Below are 3,533 nucleotides of genomic sequence, written 5' to 3'. Positions count from 1 at the left end.
AATGTCGAATCGTTACTCCCCAACCACTGGCTGGCAACGCACCCCCAACACCGCTGGAACATCGCCGAAAGAAGAAAACAAGAACGCGAAACCAAAGCCAACACCCCGTAGTTCACCATGCGCTTACATCCATTCGGGATGGAAGGAGATGTGGCTTCCATGTTTGAATCCGCCTCCCGCGAGAATGGCAGGCGCGTCCCAGCACTTGTGGGAATTACCGTCTCGCATGTTGCTTGTGAGCAAGACCATGGTGTTGTCGAGCAACCGCTCCCCCGTGCTTTCTCGACTCGTCTTCAGTTGGTCCAAGAGGGATGAGAATGACTGTATGAGTTCCGTTTCCACTTTTTGAAGCTGTGTTACCTTTTCTGTTTCCCGGCCATGATGAGTGAGCGAGTGATGATCTCCGAACGTGCGGAGGCAGATGGATCGGGTCGAGTCGGTCACCAAGGCAAGACGGGTCATGTCCAGCATCAGCTTCAACTTGCTCCCCTGCTGGCCTGGGCCTTCGATGTCTTTGGGCGGTTTGCCCGGTACGGTTGGTTTTGGGCGATGGACCCATTCTCGAGACATTTGAAGTTGTTTTTCCACGTCGCGCACCGAGGTGAAGTATTCCTCCAATCGATCTCTGTCGTCCGAACTGACTTGGCGCGAGAGCCGCTTGGCCCGTTCGCCCACGAAATCCAGCAGGCTGCGTCCTTCGCGAATGCGATCCAGCTCCCGCATTTTTTCCTCGGCGTTGCCTCCAAGAAAGAGACTCGCGAAAATCTTCGATGGGCTTTCCTCTGGTGGAATGGGCACCCCGTTGGCGGTAATGGAAATGCTGGGGACAGGGAAGTGCCCTCCGGTGCTGAGCACAAGGCTACTGTAGCGAGTCTGGCCCCGGAAATGCGATGCAAATTCCTGATCGATCGATATCGTGTTCTTCAGGTTGAATGAGCTGTCGGGATAGGGCGCGCCACTGAGCAACACGACCTCCGACTGGTGAGCGGCGCCGGAGTCTGGATGGCTGGTCCCTGTAATCAACGTTAGATCGTCGCGGTGATCGGCCAGATTTTTTAGGTATGGGGTTAACTCGTAATCCCGCCCGGTGGTCGTGGGAACAAATTCTGGAGGATCAAATCCGAATGGCGTTCCAATAATCAGAAGGCGCATCGGCGGCTTGACTGTCGAAGCGGCTGCCGCCGACGGGGTCATCGATTCGAGAAAGGGAAGCCCAAGACAAATACCGGAGGTTCGGAGAAAGGTTCGGCGATTTATTGAGCGATTCATAGAACGGCACTTGGGTTGAAGGTTGTTCTAGCGAGCAAGGAAAAGATGGCTTTGGACAAGTTCGTGAATGAGCGATCGTAAGCCGTAGTCATTCTTTTCGATTTCAGCGACAAGACGGTCTAATTCAAGTAGGTCACCTGGTTCGGAACGTCGTCCCGTGGCAAAGGTGAGAAGCTTGGCAGCAAGGTTTCGAGAGATGATCTTCGGTTCGCGTAGCAAGATCGCTTTGAAATCGCGGATACCGCTGAAGATTTCCCCGTTCAATAGTTTTCCGGAGGCATCCACAGGTTCAGCTGGGAGGTAAGGCAAAGGGCCGAGGATATCGCGACCGCGCAGTTTCACGCCGGGCGCTGGAGGTGGCTGCGGGCGGTGTCTCTTGACTTTTTCCACACCATCAAGTGTCCGGTAAACCTTCCGCCATTGCCCGGCCGGATCGAAGCTCTCAAGTGCAAACCCGGGAGGATCGATCTGTCGATGGCAGGAAGCACAGGTCTCGCTGTTCTGATGTTTTTTGAGCTGTTCGCGTATCGTCGTTGTACCGCGTGTGTCGGGATCGATGCTACCCGCGTCCGGCGGCGGGGGAAGTGGCTTGCGACCAAGAATGTTCTCCAACACCCAGACACCCCGGAGTACAGGAGATGTGCGTGTTCCATTGGCGGTGACCTTTAGGACGCTGGCTTGTGTGAGAACTCCACCGCGCACACTTCGCTCCGGAAGGGAAACGCGTTTCAACGCGGAGCCGTCAACCTCAGGCAAGTCATAAAACCGGGCCAACCGGTCATTGAGATAAGTGAAGTCAGAATCGATAAATTGAAGCAGGTTCCCGTCGTTCTGAAGGAGATCCGTGAAGAAGAGCCGCGTCTCTTCAATCATGGCGTGAACCAGAAGGGGGTCGTCCTTGAAGTTTCGTCCGCCTTCCTGAACATAGAACTCCGGATAACGGCGTTTATCTGGTTGTGTGGCAAAGATCTTTCGGAGGTGGAGCCATTGATCAACGAAGTCGTTCACGAACGCGCTGGATCGGGGCGAGGCGAGAAGACGGTCGGTTTCGCGATGTAGAACTTCCGGTTCGCTAAGCCGCCCATCATTCGCAAGCTGGCGCAGTCGCTCATCCGGAGCGCTTCGCCAGAGAAAATAAGCGAGTCGAGAGGCCAACGCATGATCGTCTAGCGGCCCTTCATTGCCGATCAGAAACAAGAATTCTGGAGAACAAAGAGCAGCTCGATAGGAAACCATCATGGCGGATTCAAAGCATTCACCACTGTCGAGACGGGAGTTCGCAATATCCACGTAGGCTTGCAGCGATGCGTCATCCACTGGACGCCGAAAAACGCGGGGCAGAAAGTCCGCCAGAAGGAGGCGTGCATCCTTCTTTGGCTGCTCGGAGTGAGGAGTGAGATCACGGCTTTCACGAAACTCATTGAGCGAGCCTGGCGTCTTGATCTCTGCGGGAAGCTCCCCAAAAGGAACCAGTGGGACTTTGCCGAAAAGACGTTGATGCCCCAGGGACGGCCATTGTTCGACGATGGGCCCTTCGACTTCGATCCAGCCGATCCCAAGAGCAAGCCCTTTGGGTGGCGGTAGATTATCGGGTTGGTTCACTCGGTCGCGGATACGCGGAGCGTCACCGGGCGCGTACTGGCTAAGCCCGCGCTGACGCCGCATGTCATTGAGTCGGTACGGCGCAATGATAATCGTCTCGCCAGGTTGGAATGTTGATTCTGTTTGATAGATTCCATAATCGTCGCCAGACGCGTCACACCAGGCGATCGTCTCGATGCCAAGACGTTGTTTATTGCTGGCGGTGCGTACTTCGAAGGTGAGTTTCTCTCCTTGAGAATCAAGAGTGCGCGCGGCGACGCGAACTTTATATCGGCCCGGTCGCTTCCGAGTGATGCGAGAAAATTGATCGAGATAGGCGGGCTTATCGTTCGCTGGCTCGGAGAAAAAACGTAACTCTCCATCCTCAACAACGAGCATTCGACGCTGGGCTTTCTGACCGAAGAAACGCACTTCCGATTTGCGCGAGTAGTGCAGCCTCTTTTTTTCCGACATGGGTCGGGGTTTGCGTGAGATGGCGGCCTCCAATGCAAGGTCTGCTGCCTCTAAGTAACGCTGGATATGAACGGGAGACACTCAACGCCGTTAACCTTTTTAGTGTTGTATCAAAAGACGTCTTGATGGAAATGTTGTGATGACGTAAGGCATTGTTGTCACACAAGTTCCTTTGTCATCTCGGAACGGAGTCCGGGCATGTCGCATCA

The 3,533-nt window shown here is 54.7% G+C and carries 2 protein-coding genes; both read right to left on the bottom strand.

Translation table 11 applies throughout. The annotated features are described in order from the left end of the window. Nucleotides 1-123: 123 nt before the first annotated feature. A complete protein-coding gene (locus tag KOR42_RS25920) occupies nt 124-1,269 on the bottom strand; it encodes a DUF1552 domain-containing protein (RefSeq protein ID WP_146512699.1) in 1,146 nt (381 codons plus the stop codon). A 27-nt stretch (nt 1,270-1,296) separates the two neighbouring features. Then, nucleotides 1,297-3,324 (bottom strand): DUF1592 domain-containing protein, encoded by a 2,028-nt coding sequence (locus tag KOR42_RS25915; RefSeq protein WP_146512698.1) that lies wholly within the window; start codon nt 3,322-3,324, stop codon nt 1,297-1,299. Between the last annotated feature and the right edge of the window lie 209 nt (nt 3,325-3,533).

The sequence above is a fragment of the Thalassoglobus neptunius genome (genome assembly GCF_007859735.1).
GTDB classification, from domain to species: Bacteria; Planctomycetota; Planctomycetia; order Planctomycetales; family Planctomycetaceae; genus Thalassoglobus; species Thalassoglobus neptunius.
Note: the sequence above shows the minus strand (reverse complement) of the source record. Positions and strands in the feature narration are given on the sequence as shown.

Coding starts and splice junctions, on each gene's coding strand:
- KOR42_RS25920 (WP_146512699.1), bottom strand. CDS start 1,269: ATGAATCGCTCAATAAATCGCCGAACCTTTCTCCGAACCTCCGGTATT.
- KOR42_RS25915 (WP_146512698.1), bottom strand. CDS start 3,324: ATGTCGGAAAAAAAGAGGCTGCACTACTCGCGCAAATCGGAAGTGCGT.